Source organism: Saccharopolyspora spinosa NRRL 18395 (assembly GCF_000194155.1).
GTDB lineage: Bacteria > Actinomycetota > Actinomycetes > Mycobacteriales > Pseudonocardiaceae > Saccharopolyspora > Saccharopolyspora spinosa.
Genome location: NZ_GL877891.1, coordinates 1 through 1,800, shown reverse-complemented (window position 1 = coordinate 1,800; position 1,800 = coordinate 1). Strand labels below are relative to the sequence as shown.

Below are 1,800 nucleotides of genomic sequence, written 5' to 3'. Positions count from 1 at the left end.
GATGGAGTTGGCGGAGCTTCGGCCGAAGGTGGTGGGGCGGAAGAAGAAGGGCCGGGAGGTGGCGGAGACCGGGGTGGGTGGGGCCCCGGTGACCGATCGGGGTGCGTGGCCGGAGGCGTTGTCGGGGTGGGCAGGGGCTGATCAGAACGACTCGGACGCGTGGTCGGCTGACGTCGATCTGGATGCGTGGCTTGATCAGGCGATGACGGATGTAGATGGGGTGCAGGTGCCCCACGTCGCTGCGGATGCTGGGGTGATGCTGGGCGCGGATGCTTATGAGGAGTTTGTCGCGACCGAGTTGCCCGCGTTCCTGGGGCAGGATGCCGGCGACGATGCTGCGGGTGTCGGCGGTGCTGGGTCGGTTGCCGGGGGATTTGATTTCGCTGGTTTCCTCCCCGACTACACCGAGTGGGAGGGTTCCGTTGGGTTGTTTGGGGGTGAAGGCTCTGACGGGTTGTTTTTCGGTGAGCCGTTTTCGGGGGATGCGGTGTGGCCGGATGCAGGCGATGCGGCGGAGTCTGGGGCGTTAGGGGTTTCAGTTCCGGTCCTGGTAGGTGAGTTGGTTGGGTCTGGGTATCGGTTCCTGCGGGGGGTGAATCAGGCCAATTATGGTTCCGGTGATGAGCGTTGCGAGAAAGGCTTCTGCCGCTCGTGTTGTGGAGTTGGAGGCGTTGAAGGAGTGGGGGCCGCTGGCGGTGGAGCAGGTGGCGGAGCTGGCGGAGCTCCGGTCGACGGTGGTGGGGTGGGGGCGGAAGAAGAAGGTCCGGGAGATGACGGAGATCGGGGTGGGTGGGGCCCCGGTGGCCGATCGGGTTGCGGGGCCGGGGGGGGGCCAGGGTTGCGGAGTTGGAGGCGTTGAAGGAGCGGGGGCTGCTGACTGACGAGCAGGAGGTGGAGCTGCGGCCGAAGGTGGTGGGGCGGGACAAGGAGGTCCGGGAGATGACGGAGCTCGGGGTGGGTGGGGCCCAGGTGGCCGATCGGGGTGTGGGGCCAGAGGGAGTGTCGGGGTGGGCTGGGGCTGATCAGGTCGGGCGGGAGGGGGGGTCGGCTGATGTTGATCTGGATGCGTGGCTTGCTCGGGTGGTGCCGGATGAATTGGGGGTACAGGTGCCGCAGGGCAGGGCCGCGGATGCTGGGGTGATGCTGGGCGAGGGTGCTTATGAGGAGTTTGTCGCGACCGAGTTGCCCGCGTTCTTGGGACAGGATGCTGGCGACGATGCTGTGGGTGTCGGCGGTGCTGGGGCGGTTGCCAGTGGGTCGGATTTCGCCGGTTTCCTCTCCGACTTCTCCGACGGGGAGGGTTCGGTTGGGGTGTTTGGGGGTGAAGGCGCTGACGGTCTGTTTTTCGGTGAGCCGTTTGCGGAGAATGCGGTGTGGCCGGATGCGGGGGATGCGACGGAGTCTGCTGTGGAGCAGGAGGTGGAGCTGGCGGAGCTTCGGCCGAAGGCGCAGCAGTGGCAGAAGAAGAAGAAAAGAGACGTTGAATGGCAACGGGTGAGAAAGGCTGTTGCCGCCCGGGTTGCGGAGTTGGAGAGGCTGGAAGGGCTGACTGAGGAGCAGGAGGCGGAGTTGGCGGAGCTCCGGTCGAAGGTGCCGGGGCGGGGGCAGAAGAAGAAGGACCGGGACGTGACGGAGACCTTGACTGGGGAGCAGGAGGCGGAGTTGGCGGAGCTCCGGCCGAAGGCGCAGCAGCGGCATAAAGAGAAGAAAAGGTTGGCGGATCGGTACCGGGAGATGAGGGCTGCTGCCGCCCGGATTGCGGTGTTGGAGACGTTGAAGGAGCGGGGGCCGCTGACTGTG

At 66.3% G+C, this 1,800-nt stretch carries 2 protein-coding genes; both read left to right on the top strand.

The features are described from left to right. Positions 1 to 620 precede the first annotated feature (620 nt). On the top strand, positions 621 to 881 hold the full coding sequence (locus SSPN_RS49870) for a hypothetical protein (protein WP_148272138.1): 261 nt from the start codon (positions 621 to 623) through the stop codon (positions 879 to 881). Further along, the coding region (locus tag SSPN_RS58170) for a hypothetical protein (RefSeq protein ID WP_192814573.1) at positions 847 to 1,800 on the top strand (954 nt) is incomplete at its 3' end. The genes SSPN_RS49870 and SSPN_RS58170, both read left to right, overlap by 35 nt.

What these genes read in the sequence shown, in the direction of transcription:
- SSPN_RS49870 (WP_148272138.1), top strand. Translation starts at nt 621, where the DNA reads ATGAGCGTTGCGAGAAAGGCTTCTGCCGCTCGTGTTGTGGAGTTGGAG.